The organism is Sphingobacterium sp. NPDC055346, from assembly GCF_053645235.1.
On sequence record NZ_JBSHMI010000001.1, the window covers coordinates 199,657 to 223,125 of the forward strand.

16 protein-coding genes and 5 tRNA genes are annotated in these 23,469 nt (G+C 39.3%); 9 read left to right on the top strand and 12 right to left on the bottom strand.

The window, feature by feature from the left end:
• Nucleotides 1–277: 277 nt before the first annotated feature.
• The 8 genes from nusG to ACWICE_RS00865 all read right to left on the bottom strand — a co-directional run bounded on the left by nusG (nt 278) and on the right by ACWICE_RS00865 (nt 3,101).
• On the bottom strand, nt 278–823 hold the full coding sequence (gene nusG / locus ACWICE_RS00830) for a transcription termination/antitermination protein NusG (RefSeq protein ID WP_093098554.1): 546 nt from the start codon (nt 821–823) through the stop codon (nt 278–280).
• 20 nt (nt 824–843) lie between these two features.
• On the bottom strand, nt 844–1,038 hold the full coding sequence (gene secE / locus ACWICE_RS00835) for a preprotein translocase subunit SecE (protein ID WP_094255409.1): 195 nt from the start codon (nt 1,036–1,038) through the stop codon (nt 844–846).
• Nucleotides 1,039–1,062: 24 nt separating this feature from the next.
• A tRNA-Trp gene (locus ACWICE_RS00840) sits at nt 1,063–1,133 on the bottom strand.
• 233 nt (nt 1,134–1,366) lie between these two features.
• Nucleotides 1,367–2,554, bottom strand: coding sequence for an elongation factor Tu (gene tuf, locus ACWICE_RS00845; RefSeq protein ID WP_093098550.1), 1,188 nt, complete (start codon nt 2,552–2,554; stop codon nt 1,367–1,369).
• 72 nt (nt 2,555–2,626) lie between these two features.
• Nucleotides 2,627–2,698 (bottom strand) — tRNA-Thr (locus ACWICE_RS00850).
• 90 nt (nt 2,699–2,788) lie between these two features.
• A tRNA-Gly gene (locus ACWICE_RS00855) sits at nt 2,789–2,861 on the bottom strand.
• 58 nt (nt 2,862–2,919) lie between these two features.
• Nucleotides 2,920–3,003, bottom strand: a tRNA-Tyr gene (locus ACWICE_RS00860).
• A gap of 25 nt (nt 3,004–3,028) precedes the next feature.
• Nucleotides 3,029–3,101 (bottom strand) — tRNA-Thr (locus ACWICE_RS00865).
• Between the two features lie 305 nt (nt 3,102–3,406).
• Between ACWICE_RS00865 and ACWICE_RS00870 the strand changes: the two genes are divergently transcribed.
• The gene (locus tag ACWICE_RS00870; RefSeq protein WP_454297429.1) at nt 3,407–4,558 is read left to right on the top strand and encodes a BamA/TamA family outer membrane protein; all 1,152 of its coding nucleotides are present in this window, start codon (nt 3,407–3,409) and stop codon (nt 4,556–4,558) included.
• Between the two features lie 56 nt (nt 4,559–4,614).
• Here ACWICE_RS00870 and ACWICE_RS00875 read toward each other — a convergent pair whose 3' ends face one another.
• Genes ACWICE_RS00875 through ACWICE_RS00890 form a run of 4 tightly spaced genes read right to left on the bottom strand, consistent with a single transcriptional unit; the run spans nt 4,615 to nt 9,098 of the window.
• Entirely contained in the window at nt 4,615–5,073 is a 459-nt protein-coding gene (locus tag ACWICE_RS00875) for a hypothetical protein (RefSeq protein ID WP_313260321.1), read from the bottom strand.
• Between the two features lie 24 nt (nt 5,074–5,097).
• Nucleotides 5,098–6,417, bottom strand: a complete 1,320-nt coding sequence (locus ACWICE_RS00880) for a sensor histidine kinase (RefSeq protein ID WP_185215999.1) — start codon at nt 6,415–6,417, stop codon at nt 5,098–5,100.
• A gap of 2 nt (nt 6,418–6,419) precedes the next feature.
• Nucleotides 6,420–7,775 carry a sigma-54-dependent transcriptional regulator gene (locus ACWICE_RS00885; RefSeq protein WP_454297430.1) on the bottom strand — a complete coding sequence of 452 codons (1,356 nt, stop codon included), beginning with the start codon at nt 7,773–7,775 and terminating at the stop codon, nt 6,420–6,422.
• A 15-nt stretch (nt 7,776–7,790) separates the two neighbouring features.
• Nucleotides 7,791–9,098 (bottom strand): TolC family protein, encoded by a 1,308-nt coding sequence (locus ACWICE_RS00890; RefSeq protein WP_185211046.1) that lies wholly within the window; start codon nt 9,096–9,098, stop codon nt 7,791–7,793.
• Nucleotides 9,099–9,668: 570 nt separating this feature from the next.
• On the opposite strand from ACWICE_RS00890, the gene ACWICE_RS00895 reads away from it, so the two are divergent.
• From ACWICE_RS00895 to ACWICE_RS00930, 8 genes are all read left to right on the top strand, one after another.
• Nucleotides 9,669–10,922, top strand: coding sequence for an efflux RND transporter periplasmic adaptor subunit (locus ACWICE_RS00895; protein WP_185211048.1), 1,254 nt, complete (start codon nt 9,669–9,671; stop codon nt 10,920–10,922).
• A gap of 170 nt (nt 10,923–11,092) precedes the next feature.
• Entirely contained in the window at nt 11,093–13,477 is a 2,385-nt protein-coding gene (locus tag ACWICE_RS00900; protein WP_454297431.1) for an ABC transporter permease, read from the top strand.
• 50 nt (nt 13,478–13,527) lie between these two features.
• Complete coding sequence (locus ACWICE_RS00905) at nt 13,528–14,208, top strand: ABC transporter ATP-binding protein (RefSeq protein WP_093098540.1); 681 nt, start codon at nt 13,528–13,530, stop codon at nt 14,206–14,208.
• Between the two features lie 487 nt (nt 14,209–14,695).
• The gene (locus tag ACWICE_RS00910; protein WP_454297432.1) at nt 14,696–15,067 is read left to right on the top strand and encodes a hypothetical protein; all 372 of its coding nucleotides are present in this window, start codon (nt 14,696–14,698) and stop codon (nt 15,065–15,067) included.
• 1 nt (nt 15,068) lies between these two features.
• Complete coding sequence (locus ACWICE_RS00915; RefSeq protein WP_454297433.1) at nt 15,069–17,429, top strand: ABC transporter permease; 2,361 nt, start codon at nt 15,069–15,071, stop codon at nt 17,427–17,429.
• A gap of 298 nt (nt 17,430–17,727) precedes the next feature.
• On the top strand, nt 17,728–18,501 hold the full coding sequence (locus tag ACWICE_RS00920) for an ABC transporter permease (RefSeq protein ID WP_454297434.1): 774 nt from the start codon (nt 17,728–17,730) through the stop codon (nt 18,499–18,501).
• A gap of 62 nt (nt 18,502–18,563) precedes the next feature.
• A complete protein-coding gene (locus ACWICE_RS00925; protein WP_454297435.1) occupies nt 18,564–20,039 on the top strand; it encodes an ABC transporter permease in 1,476 nt (491 codons plus the stop codon).
• A gap of 92 nt (nt 20,040–20,131) precedes the next feature.
• Complete coding sequence (locus ACWICE_RS00930) at nt 20,132–22,543, top strand: ABC transporter permease (RefSeq protein ID WP_454297436.1); 2,412 nt, start codon at nt 20,132–20,134, stop codon at nt 22,541–22,543.
• The last annotated feature ends 926 nt before the right edge of the window (nt 22,544–23,469 follow it).

Here is a 23,469-nt window from a genome sequence, read left to right on the forward strand (position 1 = left end):
GGACACTTCCAATTCTGAACGGATAGTGAAGAATCTGTACGGGTATATATTTAAAATACATGTCATCCATAATCTTCGATTATGGAACCGTACGCCAATGCAATCCGTAATAATAGTTATAATCTTGGTCTATCCTCCCATCCATTCCATCCTGGTTCATTCCATGATCTTGGTCCTTCCTCCCATCCCTTCCATCCTGGTTCAAACAAAAAAAAGCCCTATCCAAATGGATAGGGCTTCTTATGTCTAATGTCTTTTGTCTACTGTCTAAAAGAGCTTATTCTTTTTCAACCTGCATATAGTTCAGCTCGAGTGGAGTTTTACGACCGAATACTTTTACCATTACGGTTAATTTCTTTTTGTCTTCGTGCACCTCTTCGATTTCACCTGTAAATCCGTTGAAAGGACCGTCGTTTACTTTTACGGTCTCACCAACGTAATAAGGAACGCTGATTGATTCACCTTGTTCAGCCATTTCGTCAACCTTACCTAAAATACGGTTAACTTCAGCTGGACGAAGCGGGATAGCATTACCTGCTTTATCACCTAAGAATCCAATTACACTATTTACGTTTTTGATTGCGTGTTCGATCTCACCGTCCAAAGCCGCTTCGATCAAAACATACCCAGGGTAGTAGTTACGTTCTTTGGCAACTTTCTTGCCATCGCGCATTTGGTAGTATTTCTCCATCGGGATTAATACTTGGGTCACCAAATGTTGTATGCCTAAGCGGTTAATTTCAGCTTCAAGGTATTGCTTAACCTTTTTCTCTTTTCCGCTAACAGCACGCACAACGTACCACTTTAAACTTTGATCTGCCATAATACTGTTGGATTAGAAAATTAAGACGCTGTATTGTACAGCAGTTCCATTACATTGCTTGATGCTTTATCCATTATGAAAATTACCAACGCAATAATAACAGATGCAACAAGTACAATAACCGCATGACTTTGTAGTTGCGCCCATGTAGGCCAAGTCACTTTCTCAGTAACCTCTGTATAAGAGTCCTTAATAAAATCAAGTACTTTTGCCATTTTTTAAGTTTCTATTTTTATTAGCACGGGCACTAGGATTCGAACCCAGATCGAAGGTTTTGGAGACCTCTATTCTACCATTGAACTATGCCCGTGTAGATTTTTTTGATGATGCAAATATAGGCTTTAGACCCCATTGCAGCAAATATTATTTCAATTTATTTGCGATTTCCGCAAGATTTTTTTCTGGTCAATCTATTCTGATTTTGCCCTGGAACTCCCCTACTTCGCTAAGTATTTGAGCTTCAACCAAAATGAATAATTAGAAAAAATAAGCTAATTAGCCGGAGCCAATTAGCTTATCTTTTATTTTGATAATCCCTAAGGACTATTTAATGATTTCAGTTACCTGACCAGCACCTACTGTTCTACCACCTTCACGGATAGCGAAACGTAGACCTTTTTCCATAGCGATAGCGTTGATCAACTTAACAGTGATTGTTACGTTATCACCTGGCATAACCATCTCAGTACCTTCTTCTAGAGTGATCTCTCCAGTTACGTCAGTTGTACGGAAATAGAATTGAGGACGGTATTTGTTGAAGAACGGAGTGTGACGACCACCTTCTGCTTTCGACAATACGTAAACCTCAGCTTTGAAGTCTGTGTGTGGAGTTACTGAACCTGGTTTACAGATAACCATACCACGACGGATATCAGTTTTCTCAATACCACGTAACAATAAACCTACGTTATCACCAGCCTCACCGTAATCTAAGATCTTACGGAACATCTCAACACCTGTTACTGTAGATTTCAAGTTTTCAGCACCCATACCTAAGATCTCAACTGGATCACCAGAGTTGATTACACCTCTTTCGATACGACCTGTTGCAACTGTACCACGACCTGTGATCGAGAATACGTCTTCAATAGGCATCAAGAAAGGAAGATCTGTCAAACGTGGAGGGATTGGAATGTAGTTATCTACAGCATCCATCAATTCCATGATTGAATCAACCCATTGAGTCTCTCCGTTCAATGCACCTAATGCAGAACCTTTGATTACTGGAACATCGTCACCTGGGAATTCGTAGAATGATAATAATTCACGAACTTCCATCTCAACTAAGTCTAATAACTCAGCGTCATCAACTAAGTCAACTTTGTTCAAGAAAACTACTAACGCAGGAACACCTACCTGACGAGCTAATAGGATGTGCTCGCGAGTTTGAGGCATAGGACCATCTGTAGCAGCAACTACGATGATAGCTCCATCCATCTGTGCAGCACCAGTTACCATGTTCTTAACGTAATCGGCGTGACCTGGACAGTCAACGTGTGCATAGTGACGGTTAGCTGTTTGGTATTCTACGTGTGAAGTGTTAATTGTGATACCACGCTCTTTCTCTTCAGGAGCAGAGTCAATTGAATCAAATGAACGAGCCTCTGAAAAACCTTTATCAGCTAAAACTTTAGTGATAGCAGCTGTTGTAGTTGTTTTACCGTGGTCAACGTGACCGATAGTACCAATGTTTAAGTGCGGTTTACTACGGTCAAATTTCTCTTTTGCCATGTTTATGCGAATTAGTAATTATAAAATATTTCTTTTAATTAATCTTACAAAGTTACAAAACTTATGTATTCGAGCCAAAGATGGGATTTGAACCCACGACCTCTTCCTTACCAAGGAAGTGCTCTACCCCTGAGCTACTTCGGCTTTCAAAAAGCTTATTTACAGATATAAGCCTCTACCCTTTCAAAAATAAATTGTTAAGAAGACAGAGACTTAGATTTGTTTTATAAATTGAGCGGAAGACGAGGTTCGAACTCGCGACCTATAGCTTGGAAGGCTATCGCTCTACCAACTGAGCTACTTCCGCTTTTCAGTTTTACACTCAGGAACTCCTGCCTTTCACAACCGGAAGAATGAAAACTTTTTGGTGGAGGGAGAAGGATTCGAACCTTCGAAGCCGAAGCAACGGATTTACAGTCCGTCCCATTTGACCGCTCTGGAACCCCTCCAGACCTACAACTTGCGTTGTTTTTGAGCCTCCTATCGGAATCGAACCAATGACCTACTGATTACAAGTCAGTTGCTCTACCAGCTGAGCTAAGGAGGCGTGCTTTATTTAATAAAACTTTCTGTTTTAAAGAACGGCTATCTTTGGATAGCGAGTGCAAAAATCTAATATTTATCTGATATTCGCAAGTTTTATTTTTAATTTTTTTTCTACTTAAAGAACAATCTCATTTCGGTACTGATTTTCCTGATTTGATGATGCAAAGATAGCTACTCCATGAACATATCAAAAATATTTGGTCATTTTTTTTACTCCTGAAAACCATATCATTGATATGCAAGTAAATAATTTTCATATTCCATTTCAAAGGATACCCTATATTTGCACAAATAAATGGAATTGCTTTGAAAAATTATTCGCTCGTAGTATTGCTCTTTATTAACCTTTGCATCTTCCCTGAGCTTGGAAACGCTCAAGAAAAATCCGGAATCATCCAAAAATTGATGCAAAAGTTCGTCTCCTCCAAAAAAGATTCTTCCCGCTCAGGCAGCTTTGTCGTCCTGCCTGCCATCGGTTATGCCCAAGAAACGGGCTTCGAATACGGGATCGCAAGTACCTATAATTTCTATATCGATAAGGAAAACCTCGATAGCAGGACCTCTAACGTAACCCTAATCGGTACCCTGACGACCAAAAAACAAAAGAACATCAAACTGACTTCCGATATCTGGACTAAAAACAACGACTATCATATCCTCACGGAAATGCGATTCAGAGATTGGCCTTTCAATTTCTACGGCCTTGGTAATGATACCTGGAAAGCTGATGAGGATTATTTAGACCAAAAACTCTACCGCATCAAACTGGATGGTGAAAAAAGATTCGCCCCTAATTTTTATGCCGGTGTCAATTTAAATTACGAACACTTCGAATTCAATGACATGGAAGCCGGTGGCATCTTCGAATCCCCTGAGTTTTATGGTAAAGATGGCGGACAATACCTCGCCCTTGGCGTTTCTGCCCTGTATGACACCCGTAACAACACCACATATTCTACCAATGGATTTTATAGCAGGGTAAAATATAGCTATGCTCCCAATTTTTTTGGAAAGGACAATTTCACTGGGAACCAGCTTGAACTGGATGTACGCGGATTCTATCCGATCAACAAAAAACTCACCGTCGCTGCCCAAGGGCTGTACCGTGGAACTTACGGAAAAAATGTGCCTTTCTATGTCATGCGTGAACTTGGTGGGGATATGACCATGCGCGGTTATTATCTGGGTCGGTATAAGGACAAGAATTACCTAACTGCTCAAGCAGAACTTAGATACCGTTTCATCACCCGCATAGGCATCAATGCATTCCTAGGTACGGGTAGCACCTTCTCCAAGCAACATGACATGCGTCTTATCCCATCCTTTGGTGGCGGATTGCGCTATTTCTTCAGCCTAGAACACAACAGCAGTATCCGTTTTGATTATGCTTATGGTGAACAAAGACCTGGTGAAAAAAGACAGTCTGGATTTTACCTCAGCATCAGTGAGGCTTTTTAATGGGATAAAATAATAACCGAATCTGGAAACTGCTTTGCCTTTTTTCAGGAAGGATGTTATAGATATCGTAAGAGAAAATCTTGTTTTCTTTGACCCTCCCTTTTCAATAGGATGCCAAAATGAAATAAATTGATGGACACGGTCACCCGTTGATCGGCAATCAATTTTTTCCATTGCCTTTTTTGCTTATAAGGTTCATGGAAAACTATGATTTTCCCGGCATCAATTAACGACAAGATGACTTCGGAGTCCTCTTTCCCATCGATCCAATAGGATTGTGCATCCTTATCCTGCAGGTCTTTGCTCAAGGTATTAACCTCCCAAAAACTCCATATCTTCTTTAACAATGGAAAATAATTTGGATTGAAGCCTTCCGGAAATTCAACAAAATTTTGGCCTTTATAGCTGGGATTATAGATTACCTTTTCAGTCAGTGCATACACAAATGGAGAATGTGTACCATGTCTGCTATTGGAAACCAAAAAATGAAAGATATAGTCGAAGTAATACCGCATTGCGGCACAAAAATACAAATTGCTTTAGAATTGCAAGGTAAATGTACTTCCCTCCCCTTCAACGCTGTCCACAGAGATATTGCCACCATGCATTAACATGATCTGTTTACTGAGGGTCAAGCCAACTCCGGTACCTGTCTTTTTGGTCGTAAAGAATGGCGTAAAGATCTGTTCCTGGATCTCGGGAGACATCCCAGCCCCATTGTCCTGGATCTTTAATTGGATATGGTCCTTGGTTTCAATCGCTGACAAACTGATATAGGGCTCTTCCTCGCCCTTCACCGCTTCGATGGCATTCAACAACAGGTTAATGATGACCTGCTCCAAAAGGTTCACATCCGCCCGGAGTATCATGCGGGTATTTTTGATGATAATATCCACATCTATGTTCTTTTGGATCAGGGTAGGCTCCAATAATTGATAAATGTTTTCAAAAAGCTGTACGACCTGGATTTCCGAAAACTGAGGCTGGTCAACCTTATTGATCAGTCTATAGCTTTTCGCAAACTGCAACAGTCCTTCACTTCTTCGCTTGATCGTAAAAATCCCAAGCTTGAGGTCTTCGATATCCTGCTCGCCTTCCCAATGCTCCAAACGATCATGTAAGGTTTCCGCCAAGGAACTGATCGGACCGATGGAGTTCATGATCTCATGGGTCAATACCCGCAACAGTTTATGCCATGCCCTAGTTTCAGTTTCGTCAATGGCTTCGTTGATATTCTGATAGACGATAATGCGAAAGGAACCATCCTGTGTTTCAAAGCCAGAGCTTTGCATCAATAGCTTGATCTTGCCTTTACTGGAATGAGCAGTTTCCATCTGATGCTTGCCGACCTGCAACTGCATGGTCTTGATATAAAGTTCAGGATGTCGTTTTTCCATCCCCGAAATATTCCCCAGATGTGGAACTTGAAAAAGGTCCTTAAAAGCTTCATTCAACCAGATTACCTTCCCCGATTCCGCATGGTAAAAGATGATGGCGGTATCCAGCATATTGATCACCTTATTCAGGTACTGATGTTGCAGGGCCTGATCGATACTGATATTCTTATAGACATCGTTGATCTGATTAAATGCAGCATACAACTGTCCTTCAACAGATTTCTCCCTTTTCACCACAAATCTCCTGGTAAAATCACGATATTTTACCGCTTCCGAAAATTCAACCATCTGTCTCAACAGAAATCGATGTTTGGAGAACATCCTGTAGGAAAGGATCAACAAAAAGAAAAAACCTAAACCGGCATAGAGATAAAAACCCTTAAATATCAAAAATGCTATACCTACAGCCAAAGCCATAAGGAACAGCATCTTAAAAAAATCTGCTATAGCCAGTTTGGTCATTATTAAAGATTATATTTTTCCAATCGACGGTATAGTGCAGCACGGGTCAGTCCCAATTCCTTGGCCGCCTTGCTGATATTTCCATTATAGCGCTCAATGGCAGACTTAATTGCCTTTCGCTCCATTTCCTCCAAATTATGGGATGAGAAATCGTCGACAATCGGTTTATCGGGCAACTGTTGTTCAATGGGAGAGAACAAGATGTCTTCAGCACGGATACTCTGCTGATCGGACATGATCACAGCGCGTTCTATACTGTATTGCAATTCGCGAACATTCCCTGGGAAATGGTAGCCTTTTAGTTTATTAATGGCATCGGCTTCCAATCCACCTATGTTCTTATGATACTTTTCGTTATAGAATTTCAGAAAATGCTCAGCCAGAAGCGGGATATCACCAACACGTTCCCTTAATGCGGGAACCTGGATTTCCAAGGTATTGATCCGATACACCAAATCCTTCCTAAACCGGCTCTCATCAGCCAGGACTTTTAGGGGAACATTCGTAGCCGAGATCAATCGGATATCCACTGGAATCGCTTGACTGGAACCTAAAGGAACCACCGCTCTGTTCTGAAGTACACTTAACAATTTTGCCTGTTGCTGTAGACTGATGTTACCAATTTCATCCAGAAACAAAGTTCCGGAATCCGCATGTTCAAAGCGACCTTTACGATCCTCCCGAGCATCCGTAAATGCTCCTTTCTTATATCCAAAAAGTTCAGATTCAAAAAGGGTTTCCGTCAGGGAACCCACGTCCACCTTTACAAATGCCTTTTTTGCCCGTAAGGAACGTTGATGGATGGCATTCGCGATCAGATCCTTACCTGTACCGTTTTCCCCTAAGATCAAGATATTAGCCTCAGTAGGGGAAACTTTGTCCAACTTAAATTGCAGGTCTTCCATAATGGAAGAATTCCCAATGATCCCATGATGTTCACGAGGACTGACGATCTGCTTTTCCTTTTGGTTGGGTTTGTTTTCTTCGTAAATACTGGTCAGGGTATTGAGCAATTGTTCATTCTGCCAAGGTTTGACAATAAAATCAGAAGCACCCTGCTTCAACGATTTCACGGCAAGGTCAACCGCACCGTAAGCGGTGATCATCACCACATTGACTTTTGGAAAATGGGTCTTGATCTTAGACAACCAGAACAAACCTTCATTGCCTGTATTGATGGCACTCTTGTAGTTCATATCCAGCATGACAATATCAACTGGATTCTTTTCCAGGATATTCATTAACCTTTCCGGATTATGTTCTACCAGTACTTCTTTGACGTTAGGCCTTAATAATATTCGTGTGGCGGTTAATAAATCTTGATCATCATCAACAACTAGAATGGTCGCTTTTTTCATTTAAAGCTAAGTTAATTATAAATTCAAAGAACCTGCATAATAATCATTCACATATTTTTGCATCAACCATTCATATTGCCTGATGATCAATTGACTGCGCGTAGCATCTAATTTATTCTTCGCTGTTAAATAAATAACCGAGTTGCTATTGCCTGCCTCAAAATGAACCGTGGCAATCCGAAAGGACTCCGCATAGCTAACTTCTTGGTCACGCAGATTCAGCACATTCTTTTGTGTAATGTTCAAATCGAAAACCGCTTGGGCGGTCTTCATGCGTAGATCATTACGCATGATATCCCTACTAAAATTCGCATCATCCAAAGACACCTGGGCCAAACGGACCTGGGTTCTATTCTTGAACTGGTTAAAGATTGGAATGGACAAAGTCAATCCCACACCTTTACTCAGGTTATTCTTGATCTGGTTAAAGATTGCTCCACCTTCTTTACTGTAATTGGAGCTCATTCCACCGCTTAAAGAAAGACTCGGCCAATAATTAGATTTTGCCACCTTGATGCCTTCTTCCATTTCTTTGATCCTCCAATCCAAGGCCTTATACTGAGGCAGGATATTTAAGGATTGCTGAAATAATTCCTCTGAACTTTTGGCCTGAATCTCAGTTGGAATATCGATTTCCTCTAAAGTTCCTAGTGTATTGACATCTACATTCATCAAACCAGCCAGTTCCACCCGGGCATTGTTCAAGGTTTGTTTAGTTAATTCAACTGTATTCAGGTCACTGCTATATTGGCCTTTGATATCATATAGGTCTCCCGGATTGGTAGCACCTTCCCTATTCAAGATCTCATTCCTATTTAATTGCTCTTTGGTCACTGCCAATTGCCCTTCAGTCTGGATCAACATGTCTTGCGCGGTCAACACCTTGACATAAGCTTCAATAACGTCCAATTTCAGTTCATTGACAAAGCCTTCATATTCCAGTTTGCCAGCATCAAGCGCATTGGATCGCATTCGGATATTATGGATAATATAGAAACCATTAAAGATGGGAACATTTAAGCTCAGGGACTGTCGCCCTGAGCTATTGTTCTGATCTATATATTGATTGGTAGTCGGATCGATGGACCTACCTTGAGAAATGTCATGACCGATATTGGCATTCAATGATGGCAAACGGTCATACTTGGCCTGTTTGTACTGCAGATCTGCACGATCGATAACCAATTCATTTCTTTTAAGGGTAGGATTATTCTGTATCGCTTGCTGAATGCAATCGGCCAAGGACAGAGAGCTACTCTGTCCTTTTGCCGTGCTAACTAAACAACAAACAAATATGATTACATATAGATAATTTCTTTTCATCTAAAAACTTATTTCCCACTGCATTCCACAGGCTGTGCCAAATAATTAAAACCTTGTTTATCAGTAAATTAATAATTAAAGAAAGCATTAGCTGTTCGAAGCCGAACATGAAAGTGTTCGCTTATGAACACTGAAACCAAACAATAAACTCGTTTTAATGAAGAACTTCAACACTTCAATCAAATTTTACAAAAAGTAGAGTTCCAAAGTAGGTTATAACTTGACCTTATTCGGGACACATTCGGAATTTTCGCAAAATGCACTGCATGAAGTTCAATTTTTTCTCGAAGCTGCCTCGAACAAGGGTCGAATGAAACCAATTAATTGAAGAATAATCTGCAGTAGAAAACTAAGCCCCAAACTTTTTCAAGCTTTTTAATTAAGTGCTTGAAATCCCAAATCAGTCCTAGCATTAATTAGCCTGCTTTTTTATTGTTCAGCATCGCACAATTACTGTTCGCTTTCGAACAGTCAAATCCAGTATATTTTATTTAAAACATTGATTTACATCGCTTTAAAACTTTGGCACAACCTTGTATATGCATATTGCAAATTTGAACATAGAATTACATGGACAGACCAATTGAACAAAAGAAGTGGAATAGCAAAAGGATCCTAACTGTAGCTGGAATTGCCGGTATTGTTGCGCTGATCGGTGCAAGTTATTATTATACCAGTGGAAACAGCAAGTTGAATGTGGATGCAGAGCGTATTTCCATCTTTGAAGTTAAAGAAGATACATTTCAAGAATTCATTCCTATAAATGGTACCGTACTTCCTATCAGCAGTATCTATCTAGATGCTTCCGTTGGTGGTCGCGTTGAAGAAAAATATGTAGAAGATGGGGCGCATTTACATAAAGGGGATCCCATTATGCGACTTTCCAATACAGATATGGAGTTGAGTTTGGTTCAGAATGAAACGCAGGTCTTGAACCTTTTGACCCAGGCCCAGATTGCGCAGACCAATGCGCAACAGGCTTCCATTTCCAACAAGAACCAAATGGCAGATGTAGAGCAGGCCTACAAGGAATCTAAACGTATATATGAATTGAACAAAAAACTTTTGGAAGAGAAAGCAATCGGTTCTCAGGAATATCAGAAATCGCTGAACGAATATAACTACCAAAAGGAAAGGGTAGAATTGACCAAGCAGATCTTGAAACAGGATGAAATTTCCAACAACCAAAAATTGAATCAAGATCGCAAGACATATCAAAGTACCCAACAGGCATTGGATCTGATGCGCAAGAAAGTTGGAGATTTGATCCTCCGTGCTCCTGTGGACGGACAATTGACGTCATTTGATGCAGAAGTGGGACAAAACAAGAACCCCGGTGAACGACTAGGCCAGATCGATGTATTGACCGGCTTCAAGGTCCGTGCAGAAATTGATGAGCACTATATCAACCGCATCTTCCCCGACCTGAAGGGACAATTCAGCATAGGTAATAAAACATATGAGCTCAGGATCAAAAAAGTGTACACGCAAGTCAAAGACGGAAGGTTCCAAGTGGATATGGAATTTATCGGTGAAAGGCCGGAAGGCATACGCCGAGGTCAGACCTTAACCATCCGCTTAGCCTTAAGCGATGAAACCAAGGCGATATTATTAGCTAAGGGAGGGTTCTACCAACAGACCGCTGGAAACTGGATATTCAAACTGGATAAGGATGGAAAAACAGCTTACCGTACTGATTTACAATTAGGAAGGCAGAATCCTGAATATTATGAAGTGTTAAATGGATTGAAACCAGGGGATAAAGTGGTGGTTTCGAGTTATGAGACTTATGATAAAATACAGGAATTAAATATAAAGCAATAACATGTTTGCCTATTAACAGTCGTCATTGATCTGCTAATTCGAGGTCGACGGTTATTGAAGATAAAAATCCAAATGAATAAATAATAAATAAAGGCATGTCGAAGCGCTGTGATGGCTAGGAAAGCCTCACAGTAATTCGACATAAAGACAAAAGCAACCAAAAATAGATTATGATCAAAAATTTTATTAAATCTGCCTTTAGAAACCTATGGAAAACCAAGGGGTACAGCTTTTTGAATATTTTTGGTTTAGCATTGGGAATAACAGTAACAGCATTGATTTTTCTTTGGGTTCAAGACGAGCTCTCCTACAATGATTATTTCAGCAATAAAAAGGACATCTATGTAGCGAAGTCAAAGCAGACTTATGATGGAAACATCAATGTATTTGGCGCTACACCAGGTCCATTTGCCAAAGCCCTAAAAAAGGATATCCCAGGGATTCTCAATTCAGGCAGGATTGACTGGGGAACTACTAAACTATTTACAGTTGGGGATAAACATATCTATCAATCTGGAAATTATGTGGATCCAGAAATCCTCAGTATCCTCAATCCGGAATTCTTGGCAGGAAACGCAAAGACAGCCTTAGATAACCCAAGCAGCATAATTTTGAGTGAATCCACCGCCAAACGCTTCTTCAATGATGATAACCCTGTTGGAAAGACGATAAAGTTCGACAACAATCAAGTTTATACCGTATCAGCTGTCACCAAGGATTTTCCAAAAAATACGAACTTTCGATATGATTGGCTCCTGAATTTCAAAATCATGGAAGCCAATAAAGAATTAGGATATGATTTTTGGGGAAACAACAGCATTCAGACCATTGTTCAATTAGAGCCAAATGCAGATCTAAATGCAGTGAATGCGAAGGTTAAGAATTACATAGCCGAGATCAACAATGATAAAGAAGCCAATTCGGAGAATTTCCTTTACCCGATGGAAAGATGGCGCATGTACGATCGATTTGAACAAGGCATTGAAAAGGATGGAAGAATAAAAAACGTTCGATTATTTACTTCTATCGCTTGGTTGGTCTTATTAATTGCCTGTATCAATTTCATGAACCTCTCGACTGCAAGGTCTGAGAAAAGAGCAAAAGAAGTTAGCATGCGTAAGATTGTTGGTGCCAAGAAAGGCTCCTTAATCATGCAATTCTTGGGAGAATCCATTGTTTTCGCATTTGTTGCCGGCATTTTGGCAATCGGAATGGTCAAATTAGGTCTACCGACATTTAATACCATGGTCAACAAAGAGCTTGCGATTGATTTTGGCAATTGGCAGCAAATTGGATTTATTAGCGCCATTATTTTAGTGGTTGGAATTATATCCGGAAGTTATCCAGCCTTTTTCCTTTCTTCTTTTGATCCATTGACCACATTGAAGGGTGGCAAGAGAAAAGCCGGAAGCAGCAATCTTATCCGAAAAGGATTGGTCATTACCCAATTTACAGCTGCCATTATCTTAATGATATGTACCTCTGTTATATACCTACAGATCCAGTTTGCCAAGAACCGGGACTTAGGTTTTGACCGAAGCCAGGTTATCATGACGAATATTTTAGGGGATATGTCCAAACACATCCCTGTAATCAAACAGGAATTGAAAGCCACCGGTAATGTGGAGGCGGTAGGTTTGAGCCGCGGAAGTGTTTTACAGGTCGGTTCCAATACCTCCTCATTCGAATGGGATGGTAAAGATCCAAAGTCTTCGATCTTGATTGGCTTTTCCTTTGTAGATGAGGATTTCGTAGATGCCTTGAGCATGAAAATCATGGATGGGAGAACGTTCAGACCTAACCTATTAGGCGATAGCAGTTCGGTTTTGATCAATGAAAGCATGGCGAAACTGATTCAACCAGATGGCATGGTAGCTGGGAAGTTGATCAAGTTTCAAGGGGAAGCATTAACTGTGGCAGGTGTTGTAAAAAATTATGTCTACAACAGTATTTATGATGAAGCAGAGCCTTTGGTATTGGCACCTTTAGCCTTAGGACAAGCCTATGGCGTAGAAGCAGGAATATTAAATATCAAAACGAAACCGGGGGTGGACTTTCCAAAGGTGCTGAAAGAAATTGAAGGGATCGTGAAGAAGTATAACCCAGAATTCCCATTCAATTACAGCTTTTTGGATGATGATTTTAACAACTATTTTTCTTCAGAAATGATGCTGCAAAAATTGGCTAGTCTATTCTCTATTTTGGCCATCATTATTTCCTGCCTAGGATTATTGGGATTAGCGGCATTTTCAGCAGAACAAAGAGCTCGTGAAGTCAGTATCCGTAAAGTATTGGGTGCATCTGTAGGACGCTTGGTAAGAATGTTGAATACTGAATTTATTATTTTAGTTGGGATTTCATGTTTGATAGCCTATCCAATCGCTTGGTGGTTTATGCAAGATTGGCTAAAGGGATACAATTATCACATGGATATGCCTTGGATGATCTTCCTGATGGTTGCAGGTCTAGCCTTAGTAATAGCCTTATTTACCATCAGTACCCAAGCCTTGCGGGCAGCAACGAGCAACCCTACGAAAACATTGAGGAACGAATAACATTAACCTATTATAAAACTGAAATTTATTTATTTTAAACAAAGAAACTCATGATAAAAATAACCAATCTTCAAAAATTCTACCGTACCGAGGAGGTAGAGACCGTTGCCTTGAACAATGTGAATATCCATGTTAAGGAAGGTGAATTTGTTGCAGTGATGGGACCTTCGGGATGTGGAAAGTCTACCCTTTTGAACATAATCGGTCTTTTGGATGATTTAGATGAAGGTAGTTATCTTTTCAACAATATTGAAGTAGCACACTTCAAGGAAAACAAACGCTCGGATTTGCGTAAGCACAATATTGGATTTGTCTTCCAAAGTTTCAACCTGATCGATGAATTGACCGTTTTTGAAAACGTGGAACTTCCATTGGTCTACACCAATGTCCCTCCTGCAGAACGTAAGAAACGCGTGGAAGAGGTACTGGAGAAAGTACAGATTATGCACCGTCGTAATCACTTTCCACAACAGCTTTCCGGTGGTCAGCAACAGCGTGTGGCCGTTGCCCGCGCAGTAGTCAATAATCCCAAACTGATCCTTGCCGATGAGCCCACTGGTAACTTAGACTCCAGCAATGGTAATGAAGTCATGCAGTTGTTGACCGAACTCAACGAAAGCGGAACAACAATCGTTATGGTTACCCACTCAGAGCATGATGCAAAATTTTCAGACCGTGTGATCCGAATGCTGGATGGTCAAGTGATATTGGAAACTACGACGGCATTGTAAGGGTAGTATTTAGTAGAAAGTATTTAGTATTTAGACTTTGTTAAACTTTTGATATAACAGCCGGCCAAAAGGCCGGCTTTTTTTGTGAAAGGATTTTTGGGGGATTTGAACCAGGATGGATGGGATGGGAGGATGGACCAAGATCTGGGCATGAACCAGGATTAATGGGATTGGAGGATAAACCAAGATTATTGGCGAATTGCCTATCAACCATAAATTCATCTAGGCCTACAGTATGGGGGACTTTCAAGCGATAATATACTACCCAATCTCGGTTCAAGGTCTTAATACTAAATACTCTCTACTAAATACTATTGTAAGCCGTCCATTACCGAACAAACAACCGTCCGATAACGGACAACTAACATACTTGAATAATTAACAATCAATTGATAATGAATTATTTACATTTTTGGCAAATGAATTGGATATTGATTTATGGATTGAAAAAATTATGGTTTCATAACCTTATCACTAATCAAAGGCCATGCAAAGTCAATATTTAAATATAACCTTTACGCTTCTGAAGAAGGTTAAAGGATTAAAGGGAAAAAACTCAGTTTGGGGCATCTGTTGCCTATCAAGCTTGATGGTTTTGTTGATGTTAAACCTGCAATATGGATTTAATAAAAACATCCCTGCAGATGGGGTTTGGTATGCTGCTGAGACGAAAGAGTTTTCAATTAAGAAGCAAGTCGTTGCTGGAATCGAACGTTCGGAAATGGAACTGAGCAGATTATGCAAAAAGGAAACCATTATAAGAATAAAACCACTTGCAAGTGGAAATAAGGTAATTGTTGTCTTGCGTAAGGCTTCAAACCTTCCGCAGTTCATTAAACAAATCAATTACCTGATCTGATATGCTAAAAAACTATTTCAAGATAGCCTTTCGTAATCTTAAGAAGAACCGGGGTTTTACGGCAATTAATATTGTTGGATTAGCCATTGGTATGGCAGCAGCCATGCTGATTTTATTATGGGTCAATTTTCAATTTGGATTCAACAAGAATTTCCCAAAAATCGAAAATCTCTATACTGTTGGTTCTAAAGAAGCAACAGATCAGGATTCCGCAACTTGGTTTTCTACTCCAAAACCAATGGCAGCAGTTTTGAAGGAAGAAGTCCCAGAAATAGTCAATGTCTCCAGAATGAGTGGAACCAGAGGGTTTTTATTTACAGTTGGAGATAAAAAGGTTCCGGCTGGAATCGGTGGATTTGTAGATTCCGCCTTTTTGAACATGTTTGAATTACCCTTATTGAGTGGGAATAGAAACACCTTATTAAAAGCCCCGAATAGCATTGTTTTATCTGAGAAACTTGCCAACAATCTGTTTGGAACTACAGATGTAATGGGGAAAACGATCAGACTGGATAGTACCAATGTGCTAGCAGTTACTGGAGTCATAAAGGAAACAGAATCCAATTCTATATTCCAAGGATATGAATATTATGTTCCTTGGACCTTAATGGAAAAACTAGGGTTTTCAGATAGCCAATGGGGAAATAGTTCCGTGGATCTATACGTAGAAATAAATGATAAAAAGCATCTTCCTAAAATCCAAGAACAAATCAAAGACTTGATTCCAAGGCACTCCGATGTAAAGACAGTCAGTTTTCTGACCGCCTTTGCTGATAGATACCTTTACAATAAATACGAGAACGGAAAAGTAATTGGTGGAAGGATAGAAATGGTGAAAACATTTACCCTTATCGCTGCTTTAATCCTGTTGATTGCCTGTATAAACTTTATGAACCTCAGTACAGCCCAAAGTGAAAAGAGGGCGAAGGAGGTTGGAATCCGAAAGGTAGTTGGAGCGCAAAAAAAGAGTTTGGTGTTTCAATTTCTTTCAGAATCATTATTACTGGCTTGTTTTTCAGGTCTGATTGCCTTTATACTTGTCATCTTGGTTCTACCGGCCTTTAATGATTTGGTGGGCATGAAATTCAAGATGCCATTTCAGGATTTCAGGTTTTGGATCCTATTTGTTGGTTTTGTTTTGTTCACTGGCTTTCTAGCCGGCATTTACCCTGCATTCTTTCTGTCTTCCTTTAATCCGGTCAAGGTGTTAAAGGGACGTTTGCACAGCATACAGCAAAAAATCAACCCCAGGAAAGTACTTGTTGTTACCCAATTTAGTATAGCCTTGATATTGATCGTGAGTACCGTAGTGATCCAAAAGCAAATCAAACATGCCCAGGATCGCGACTTTGGATTTGAAAAAGAAAACCTGATCTATGTTCCAGAGGTCGGTGAGATCACTAAGAATGTGCAACTGATCAAGCAGGAACTATTAGACCAAAATGTGGCCCAATCAGTTAGTCGATTAATGTCTCCATTAACAGAACGTTGGAGCGGCTGGAATGGCTTCACTTGGGAAGGAAAAGACCCCAATAGCATTATCGATTTCAATCGCCAAACAGGTGATGATAGAGTTGTTGAAACCATGGGCTTTACCCTAATAGCAGGTCGCGATTTTGATCTGACCAAATTCCCGACCGATTCGATGGCTGCCATTATCAATGAATCCGGAGCAAAAGTCATGGGCTTCCAAGACCCCATCGGCAAAATTTTCGATGATGGAGGAAGGAAATTCCATATCATCGGCGTGATTAAAGATTTCATCCAAGAGTCTCCATTTGAACCTGTCAAACCATTGGTTATTGAAGGAGCTAGTGGCTGGATGAACAATATCCATATCCGCTTCAATCCAACCTTGACAACAACAGATGCCCTGAAAAAAGCAGAGGCTATCTTCAAAAAATACAATCCTGATTTTCCTTTTGACTACAAATTTGTAGACGAGGCCTATGCCATGAAATTTAAGGAAACTCAAAAAACCGGAAAACTGGCAGCTCTTTTTGCAGGCTTAACCATCATTATCTCTTGTTTAGGTTTATTTGGTTTGGCAGCCTATATGGCTGAAAGTAGAACGAAAGAAATTGGTGTTCGCAAAGTTTTAGGTGCCTCTGTGTTTTCTGTCACCAGATTGCTTTCCAAAGAATTTATTTTATTGATTGGAATCGCCTGTTTAATTGCTTTTCCAATCGCCTACTGGGCAATGAATAAATACCTCAATTCCTATACTTATAGAATCAATATCAGCTGGGAAATCTTTGCATTTACAGCCGTATTGGCTTTATTGATTACAATATTGACGGTGAGTTATCAGTCGATTAAAGCAGCGATTGCAAATCCTGTGGATAGCTTGAGGGATGAGTAATTCAAGGGCTTTGCCTTTGAATAGATGTGAGATTTGAGATGTGAGATTTGAGATTTGAGATATGAGAGAGTGGAAAGGCTGCATGGCTGTAGACAACAGACCATAGACATAAGACAACAGAACTTTCTGGCGGACTATTGTTGGGAATTAACGGATTAGAAAGTAGAGGGATTCTTCGGGGAGCCAGTGAATCTATTGCTAACCATTAAATAAGAAAGTAATGCTTAAGAACTATATCAAAATAGCGTGGAGGAATCTTTTAAGGAATAAGGGATTTACGGCAATAAATATCATCGGATTGGCGATTGGGATGGCTGGTGCATTAATGATTTTGCTTTGGTTGCAGAATATGCTGACCATGGACCGCTACCATGAGAAAAGTGATCGCTTGTATATCATGAGCAACAGGGATGAAAACCAAGGTTCAAAACATGCTTGGCCTGCCACACCAAAGATCCTTGGCCCCTCAATAAAGGAAGAATTTCCGGATATTGAATCTTTTTCAAGATATAGTAATTTTCACTTATTTTTAACCACTTACCAGGACAAAAAATTAAAATCGCAATTAGCTTTTGTGGATTCTGGTTTATTTGAAATGTTCAGTTTCTCCTTTATTTCAGGTGATAAAACTGGTTTATTAAAAGACCCGAATTCAATCGTACTAACAGAGAAAAAAGCAAAAGCTCTATTTGGCTCAGAAAATCCCATTGGAAAGATTATCAAAATAGATTCTGTCAACCAAGTAAAAGTTCAAGCTGTAATTCAAGACAATCCAAGTAATTCAAGTTTTGATTTTGAAGGTTTAATTTCTTGGGAATATGGAAAAAATATAGGTTTTTATGATGAAAACTGGGGTAATAATTCTATTAAGACTTTCATCTTATTGAAAGAAGGAATTTCGTTAGCTAGTTTTAATGAAAAAATAAAACCTTTCACAAGAAATCACATCAATGCCGATAAAGATATGATTCGGAGTGGTTCTAAGAGTACAGTCGAATTATTTGCCTTCCCTTTTCAGGACTATTACTTATATAATAATGGCAAGGGAGGAATTATGAATCAGGTCGGATAGATTTGGTTAAGCTTTTTGCTTGGGTTGGTGGTTTTATATTATTAGTTGCCTGCATAAATTTCATGAATTTAAGCACAGCAAAGTCAGAACGAAGAGCCAAAGAAGTTGGTGTCAGAAAAGTGATTGGAGCTAACAAGAAAACTCTTGTATTCCAATTCTTAACTGAAAGTATTTTGATAAGCTTCTTTGCCTTAGTACTTTCTATTATCATTATTTTCATTGCATTGCCCTATTTCAATGAACTCGTTTCAAAAAATCTTAGTATTGGCTATTTTACTGTAAATACTTGGTTCTTTTTAATTGCCTTTGCGTTATTAACTGGAATATTGGCTGGAGCATATCCTGCTTTTTTCTTATCGGCATTTAAACCCATCAGCACCTTGAAGGGAAAATTTAACGCCAGTAAAAAAGGTGTAAATATTCGTTCTGTTTTAGTTGTCATTCAGTTTTCATTCGCCATAATATTAATTATTGCGACAGTGGTAGTTACAAACCAGATTCAATATAGTAAGGAGCGTGACCAGGGATACCAAGCCAATGGTTTGTTATACACTGAAATAGAAGGAAATATTGCTAAAAATTATCTGAATATAAGGAATGAGTTATTGTCAAGTCAAGCAGTAATTTCTGTTTCCAAGAACATGTCTCCAATTACAGATTATTATTCATCAGGCCAAGGAATAATTTCGAACGCTTCTTCTGAAGAGGACAAAAGAATAAATTATCTCTGGTTTAGTTCGGATGCTGATGCCATTAAAAACATTGGGTTTAGCTTAGTTTCTGGTAGAGATATTGACATATATAAGTTTCCGACGGACAGTTCAGCAATCATATTGGATGAATCTGCCGTTAAAGCTTTGAAATTGGAAAATCCTATTGGAAGTATTATTGAGGGAGTAGGAGGAAAATGGACTGTAGTTGGAGTAATCAAAGATTTTATCATGGACTCCCCATTTGACAACAGTAAACCAACCATTATTTTAGGACCTCATGCTTGGTTTGACGTCATTCATTATCGTCTTAATCCAGCGCATTCAACTAGTGACAACTTAAAAACCATTGAAGGCATATTTAAAAAATACAATCCAGAATATCCCTTCTCCTATCATTTTATTGATAAGTTGTTTGAGAGTAAATTCAATGAAACGCAAGCTGTAGGGACGGTTGCCATGCTCTTTGCTGGCTTGACCATCTTTATTTCCTGTTTGGGGCTTCTTGCCTTGATTGCCTATATGGCGGAAACTAGAATGAAGGAAATTGCCGTAAGAAAGGTTTTAGGTGCTTCGGTTCCTCAGATCACTTCTCTCCTATCCATGGATTTTATCAAACTGGTGTTAATATCCATCTTAATTGCTTCACCAATTGCTTGGTGGGCAATGAACAACTGGCTTCAGGATTTTGAATACCGCATCCATATTGAATGGTACTATTTTGTGATCGCTGGAGCTGCAGCCATCTTTATTTCTCTGGCAACTATTAGTTTCCAATCTATAAAAGCTGCACTTGCCAATCCGGTGGATAGCTTGAGGGATGAGTAGGATAGACATAAGACACAAGACAATAGACAAAAGAAATTTCAGGCGGGCTACTAAGGAGTTAAAAGAAGACATTAAATTAAATATTGACCAAAATGTTAAGAAATCATTTTAAAACGGCTTGGAGATTTTTAAAGAAAAATTTACTGGTAACCTCTATTAGTGTAATCAGTTTGGCCATTGGGATCTGTGCGACCCTGATCATTTTTTTGATGGTGCGCTATGACTTTAGTTTTGACAAGCATTTGCCACATGGAGACCGTGTATATAAGGTTGTAAGTGATGGAGGTTATAAAGGCGACGCGGTATTGGTTCCATTGATACGGGCCATGCAAACAGAATTGACGGGTGTGGAGGCAGTTGTACCGAATTTGGAATTAGGGACTGCAAAGTTGAAAATCGAAAAGGAAGCTGGTCAGGAAGAAAAGGTATTTCCAAATGAAGAAGGTTTGACCTTTAGCAATGAAAAATACTTCAGCATATTTCCACATGCTTCTTTAGCGGGAGATATCAACTCCCTAAAAGAGCCTAATACTATTGTTCTTACCCAAAGTAAGGCCGAGATTCTATTCCCAAAGGCTAATGCTAGTGATGTGGTAGGGAAAAATATCTTATTTGCTGATAGCATACAATTGACTGTTGGAGCTGTCGTAGCTGATATGAAAGAGAATTCTGATTTCAAGTATGATGGAATAATTTCAGTTTCTACGGTTGAAAACAATGCTTCCTTGAAAGTGATAAAATCTTGGGATCAATGGAGTAATTATAATGGTGGCAATCAGTGTATTCTCTTATTAAAACCTGGAACTTCGCCTAAAAATATTGAAAAGGTAATTGCTGGGATCTTAAGTAAGAACAAAGAGCAAAATGATTATGAATGGAAGGATAATTTTATCCTTCAACCTTTAAAGGATGTCCATTTTAACATTAAATTCAATTACAATGCTGTAAAAGAATCCACCTTAAGAAACTTAATCTTGTTAGCGGTCTTCCTACTGACTTTAGGAGCTATTAATTTCATCAATCTCTCTACGGCTCAATCTACAGAGCGTGCTAAAGAGATTGGAATCAGGAAAACATTGGGTGGAAAGAAGTCAAATCTGGTTAAACAATTTCTATTGGAGACATTTTTAGTTGCAGGATTTGCTACGATATTATCCGTAATATTAATTCCTATCCTGACTCAGGCCTTCGCAGGATTTCTTCCTAAAGGATTTACCGTTTCGTCCATTCCAGTTTTGGAAATCATAGGATTTTTGGTTCTTCAACTGCTGGTTATTACCTGTATTGCGGGTTTTTATCCGGCTTGGGTCCTAACGGGATGCTCTCCTATTATGGCCTTGAAAAACCAAGCCACAAAAAACAGTAATCTGAGTAGAAGCGCCTGGGTAAGAAAAGGATTGACCATTTTCCAATTTGTTTTGGCGCAAGTCTTTTTGATTGCCGTTTTGGTGGTATCCAAGCAGATCCATTATGCTGTTAATATGGATATGGGTTTCAATAAGGATGCTGTAGTGACCTTTTTTGTTCCAAATTTCGACCGTGAACAAAACGGAAAGGTCCTAAAGACTGAATTGGAAAATTTAGCTGAAGTAAATGCGGTTAGTTTTGGCAATCAATCGCCGGCATTCAATGGTTACATGAGCTCAGGAATGGCGTATGATCAAAATACTTCGGACAAGAAAATGGTCACTTTCGATGCTAGAAACGGCGATGAGAACTTTATTAAGGTTTATAATATTCCACTAATAACTGGTAGAAACGTCCGAGTCCTTGACTCTGTTTCGGAAAGTATTATCAATGTCAAGATGTTGGAACTTCTTGGTCTAAAAAACCCTGAGGACGCCATTGGCAAAACATTCAATAATGGCCAAACAACCATTGTTGGGGTAATGAAGGATTTTAATATTTCTTCTGCCCGCGAAGCCGTAAGGCCTACGATGTACTGGAGCAGCAATTCGGGTTATATGATGCATGTGGCTTTGGATAAAAACCACCCAGAAACTTGGAAAAACGCGATTAGTAAAATCGAAAGCAAGTTTAAAAGCCTCTACCCTGAGGAAACATTTGACTATAAATTCGTCGATGATATTATTGCCAATTTCTATAAAACCGAACAGAACCTATCAAAGCTGTTGAGTTGGGCTGTATGGCTTTCCATCAGCATTGCTTCATTGGGATTGTTTGGTTTGGCTGTATTCATCACCAACCAGCGTGTAAAAGAAATCGGCATCCGTAAAGTTCTAGGGGCATCGATCAGCCAGATAATATTCTTACTATTGAAAAACCTAATGCTTCTTGTTATTATCGCTTCTGTTATCGCATTTCCCATTGCCTGGTATTTTATGCATGAATGGCTGAACGATTTTGTCTATAAGACCGAACTTTCATGGTGGATTTTTGTCATCGCAGGAATTGGTCTTTCGGCAGTGGCTACACTGGTGCTGACCTCAAGGACCTACTTCGCCGCCAAAGCAAATCCTGTGGATAGCTTGAGGGATGAGTAATTCAAGGGTTTTGCCCTTGAATGGACATGAGATGTGAGATATGAGATTTGAGAGAGTGGAAAGGGTTTAAGACTTAAGACCAAAGACATCAGATCTTTCTAGGGGGTTATTGTGGTGAGTTAATAGATTAAATATCTCTTAATATATGTATTGGCGAACAGTTCCATGACCTTCAGTCAAGGATAAGAGTAAGTTGAAAGGCATTATCGTACCGATTCTTCACTATTCTTTCAGAATTAAAATTGCCCTGAGAGGGATTCAGAGCAAAGCGAAGAATCTATTTCTTTATTTTTTTAAGGATCGTTGTCATTCCGTAATCGTAAGATGAGGAAACTATTTCAAATGAAGTTTGGATAGTTCCGAGATCCTTCGGCGGAGCCATCAGGATGACACAAAAAGGGTATAGAAAAATATTTCATCCCCGCTAGGGGTTTCCTAAATAACACATCATTTTCTACAAAGATTCCACCCCCAGCTGGGGGTTTTATTTTGTCTTATTTTTCAGTTAAACCTTCATATTGAGGTCTATCCGAATTAGCTTGGATCTTTCATTGTTTATATTATTATTTTATTAACATTAATGATAGCATTGGCGAACAGTTCCTTGACCTTCGGTCAAGGATGACAAGTCGTTTGGAGGGGATCCATACAGATTCTTCACTGATCGTTCAGAATTGGAAGGACACAAAAGGGGTTAACTTTTGAATATTGATATTTTATCGTTCAATTGCCAATTTAACCCCTAAAGGGGTAGTGCATCTGAAAAATCATTGCTAAAATAATTTCACCCCTACAGGGTGGTATGCGCATTATTTTTTTAACACCTTGGAAAGCCCCATTAGGGGTTTAATTATTTTAGAAAATGATGGAATTGAAGAATTACCCCTATAGGGGTTCAATTCTGGATACCGGTAGTTTATTGACCT